The following is a 3220-nucleotide window of genomic DNA, read 5'->3' as shown; positions in this document are numbered from 1 at the left end:
ACCTTTTGTTGTCTTACTGCTTGCTGCTATGCCGGCGAACACTTTATTCATTGAAATACGGTATCTCTTACATACCTCTATACTACTTGAATCTACAAAAGAGAGTCCGTCACACTGATCCAAAATAGAATTGAATATTAGTACTAATAGTGGTAAATGTAGACCTATTATTTTTATAAATTGACTATAGCTTACTAATTGAAAATCTCTTTGATGATGAATTCATATTTGCTTCAGACAATAATTCTTAAAACAATCATAAGATGACTGCCAGTAGCCTATTATAATTGTTATTACCTCACTTCTGTTCAGTCGACTTTTAGGACCAGATTTGTTGTTATGGTTAGTAATTGAATTTGTATGCTTGTCTAATTCTTGAAAAAAATCATCGACGTAACAAAATATTTCTGTAAAATCCATTATCATAGGTTATTGCTCTTAAAGTTTTTTCAATAACCTATAAACTTTTTTCTAATACTATAAATACCATATTTTAATTAGCAATTTGTATTTTGTACTCACTTTATAACAAAAACAGTATTATCAAGATCCCCGTAACCCAGTTACTATCAGCTATTCAGCGACTTTTTGAATACGAAACTCGCGTTATGTAGTTACTTCTTTTGGTTTAGTGTATTTAATTAATTATTTTGAATCATGGGCATGGGGGTTAATAGCGATTATTATTCCTACAGGGATTGGATATATTGGGGGTATAAATCACTTTCAAAGATTGGAGAAAGAAGTGAATCAGTATCCTTAAACCTAAAAGAAATTTTTTTTGAATATCTATTTGTATATCTAAAAATATTGTAGGGATCTTTATCTTTAAATAAATAGATAAAGGTACAAAATTTCTTAAAGTCTCTTCAATAATTTTTTTAGCCTTTTCAGCTGATTTAGCTGCTAATGTTTGTACATTATGAATACGATCAAATAATTTTATAAATGCGGTATCATATCTTTTTTGCTTAATTAATAGGTTTAAGCTTTCCTCGACACTGATTTTTCCGTGAGGTTTAATTCTAGTTAAACCTTCTACAGGTTTTGCTATTTCTTTACCAAAAATTTCGATGATCATCTTTTCAGTAAGCTCTGTATCCTCAATAGTATCGTGAAGTAGAGCAGCATTTATCATATTAGAAGTAAAAAGCTTAGGAGCTTAGTCTGCCACAAACTCCGCAAGCATAATCGCCACCTCAATCGGATGAGAATAGTAAGGATCGCCTGATTGACGCTATTTGCAAACCATGATATTTATGAGCGTAGTAGATACTTTTTTGACTTCCTCTATATCAACAGGATTTTTTACTTTAGTGTTTAAATATTCGAGTTTATCAATCAACTTTTTAGCGTAAATGCAAATTTCAAACTTTTCTTTCCAAGAGCTTATATCTTCCATAAAAGTTATTTCTTATTTTTGTTAATAATAGTTGATTAAAAAAAATTGCAATAATAAATAATTTTTTAATTTTAAATAGATTAATAACTTTTGGTTATATTGTATTTAAACAACTTCATTCTGTTTTGTTATTTACTTTTGCTTCTTGTTCTTGCTGTAATTTATACTCTGCTGCTTTTTCTTCTATATAGTTAAAAAAGAAATAACAAAAAGTTAAAAAACTAGTAAGAATAATAGCAAATGTTATTAATATTAACTTAAGCTCTTTCCTTGCATTTTGAGCTTTTAAACGTTTTTCCTCCTCTTCATCTATTATTAACTCAGAGGTTAAAATTTCTTCTTCTTTATTTTCCATATTTTAACTCTTAAAAATTAGATTATATCATGAATGACAGAGTTTAATTATTATTTAAGAGAAGCAACTAAAGAACCCTCAGCTATAAGCTGAGGGGTTATAAAGTGGAATCGATTAGAAATCGATCATCATTCACAGGTTCACCTTCCTGTTCATCAATATAGTGCTGTATCATTTCATCAGTTATATTACCTGAACTGACCGCCATATAGCCCCTAGCCCACAAATGATTGCCCCAAAATTGTTTTCTTAAATGAGCAAATTCTTGCAATAAAATTCTTGAGCTACTACCTTTTAAATACTGTACTAACTTGCTAAGAGATATTTGTGATTTATATGAGATAAACATATGCACGTGATCACATGATATTTTCCCTGAAATTATATATACTTCATGTTCCATACAAATCTGCCTTAGTAAATCTCTAGCCCTTTCCGCTACTTTGCCTATCAATACTCTCTTCCTATATTTTGGTATCCATATAAGATGTACTTTTAAATCATACTGACTATGACTATTCTTTCTATAACTTCTCATGTTTCTTGATATAAATTCATTGCTAAAGCAATTTCATTATATCTTCCCTTCACCTGAAGGCGAGGGATTTCTTATCCCCGAAGGGGGACATTAAGATTTCTTATTCCTTCAAGTTTTCTGTAATCTGCGTTATATCGGCTATCATCTAATCCAACCTGTAGTTCAATTGCATCTTCCATAACTAAATGCTGTAAAAGAGGTGCATCGATTATTTTCCTTAGTTCTTTGTTTTTATCTCCTGGAAACGAGTTTTTTATTATTGTTGTAACTTTATCTAAATCCTTAGTGTTTAAATCGGCTAGGGCCATAATAGCTAATATATAGGCTTTCAGTAGTAGGAGATTGGTCATTAAAAAGGTCAATAACAGGATTCGGCAATGTCTTTGCAGGCTCTAGATATTTTGGTATTCAATGCTGTATCGTTAGTTTTCATGGCTTTAAAAAGTTGCTCTTGTAATAATAATTCCTGTTGAGTTTTCTCTTTAGACATAAAAATAACCTGATTATATTAACTAATGCTTCAAAAATTTATTATATTAATTGATTAATTGCAAGGAAGAAAAAATTCTGATTTACAGAATTTTTTTATTATTTTTTCTGGATTACTATCCTGTACTATAGATTTGATCGTGATATGACAATGAAAAAACCAAAGTCATGAAATAAAATCATGACTTTGCAGGAATGATACTAATTAATCCCTTCTATTGCCTAAAAATCTCATTAAATATAGGAAAAGATTTATAAAATCTAAATATAAAGTAAAGGCTGCCATAATAGAAAGCTTTTGTCCTACTTCATCGTTTCCTGCCATGTAATACATAGACTTAATCTTTTGAGTATCCCAAGCAATTAATCCCATAAATACTACTATTCCAATAAGAGAAGTAGCAAAAGAAAGAGCCGAGCTTTTAGAAACAAGTTG

The 3220-nt window shown here is 29.8% G+C and carries 4 protein-coding genes and 2 pseudogenes; all 6 read right to left on the bottom strand.

Annotated features, from left to right (window positions below; all coding sequences use genetic code 11):
- A partial coding sequence (locus tag REIS_RS17565) for a transposase (RefSeq protein WP_371256178.1) occupies positions 1–123 on the bottom strand: 123 nt, incomplete at its 3' end.
- 547 nt (positions 124–670) lie between these two features.
- Positions 671–1402 (bottom strand): annotated as a pseudogene (locus REIS_RS13475) (HD domain-containing protein).
- A gap of 115 nt (positions 1403–1517) precedes the next feature.
- Positions 1518–1757: a hypothetical protein gene (locus REIS_RS09205; protein WP_008579238.1), complete on the bottom strand. Its 240-nt coding sequence runs from the start codon at positions 1755–1757 to the stop codon at positions 1518–1520.
- 97 nt (positions 1758–1854) lie between these two features.
- The gene (gene tnpA / locus REIS_RS09200) at positions 1855–2295 is read right to left on the bottom strand and encodes an IS200/IS605 family transposase (RefSeq protein WP_008579210.1); all 441 of its coding nucleotides are present in this window, start codon (positions 2293–2295) and stop codon (positions 1855–1857) included.
- Positions 2296–2378: 83 nt separating this feature from the next.
- Positions 2379–2785, bottom strand: a pseudogene (locus REIS_RS09195) (hypothetical protein); the annotation flags it as partial.
- 204 nt (positions 2786–2989) lie between these two features.
- A partial coding sequence (locus REIS_RS09190; RefSeq protein ID WP_040614750.1) for a Bax inhibitor-1 family protein occupies positions 2990–3220 on the bottom strand: 231 nt, incomplete at its 5' end.

This window comes from Rickettsia endosymbiont of Ixodes scapularis (genome assembly GCF_000160735.1).
In the GTDB taxonomy this organism is placed as follows: domain Bacteria; phylum Pseudomonadota; class Alphaproteobacteria; order Rickettsiales; family Rickettsiaceae; genus Rickettsia; species Rickettsia tamurae.
The sequence above is the reverse complement of the archived record's forward strand: the minus strand, read 5'-3'. Positions and strand labels throughout refer to the sequence as shown.

Coding starts and splice junctions, on each gene's coding strand:
- tnpA (WP_008579210.1), bottom strand. CDS start 2,295: ATGAGAAGTTATAGAAAGAATAGTCATAGTCAGTATGATTTAAAAGTA.
- REIS_RS09205 (WP_008579238.1), bottom strand. CDS start 1,757: ATGGAAAATAAAGAAGAAGAAATTTTAACCTCTGAGTTAATAATAGAT.